Annotated in this window: 1 protein-coding gene; it reads left to right on the top strand. The window is 66.6% G+C overall.

All coding sequences use genetic code 11. The annotated features are described in order from the left end of the window. The coding region (locus A3728_RS12935) for an amidase family protein (protein WP_150120780.1) at positions 1-617 on the top strand (617 nt) is incomplete at both ends.

Here is a 617-nt window from a genome sequence, read left to right as displayed (position 1 = left end):
CAATCATCATGGGCAAGACGGTCACGACCGAACTTGCCTTCATGGACCCGGGAAAGACGGCGAACCCCCATAACACCGCGCATACGCCGGGCGGCTCCTCGCAGGGGTCGGCGGCTGCCGTGGCCGCCGGGATGGTACCCCTTGCCATCGGCACCCAAACCGGCGGTTCCGTCATCCGCCCCGCGTCCTATTGCGGCGTGACCGGGTTCAAGCCGACCTTCGGCGCGATCCCGCGCCGAGGTGTCCTGACCCAGTCGCCCTCGCTCGACACGGTGGGGGTATTCGCCGCCGATCCCTCGGGCAGCGCGCTGCTTGCCGAAGTGCTTTTCGGCCACGACCCCGAAGATTCCGCTACCCGCCTTGCCCCGGCCCCCGCGCTGCATCAGCAAGCCATGTCGACGCCGCCCATCGCGCCGGTGTTCGGCTTCGTGCGCCCGCCGGGCTGGGAAAAGGCCGATCCGCAGATTCACGAGGCTTTCGATGAACTGGTCGCGGCCCTCGGAGATCAGGCCTTTGAACTGCCGCTGCCCCCGGTCTTCGATACCGCCGCCGATCAGCGCCGCCTGATCAACTTTGCGGAAATGGCCTATCACTATTACCCCTATTGGCGTGATGCA

Origin of the sequence: Sulfitobacter sp. HI0040 (assembly GCF_001634885.1) — a bacterium.
Classification (GTDB): Bacteria; Pseudomonadota; Alphaproteobacteria; order Rhodobacterales; family Rhodobacteraceae; genus Sulfitobacter.
The sequence above is the reverse complement of the archived record's forward strand: the minus strand, read 5'-3'. Positions and strand labels throughout refer to the sequence as shown.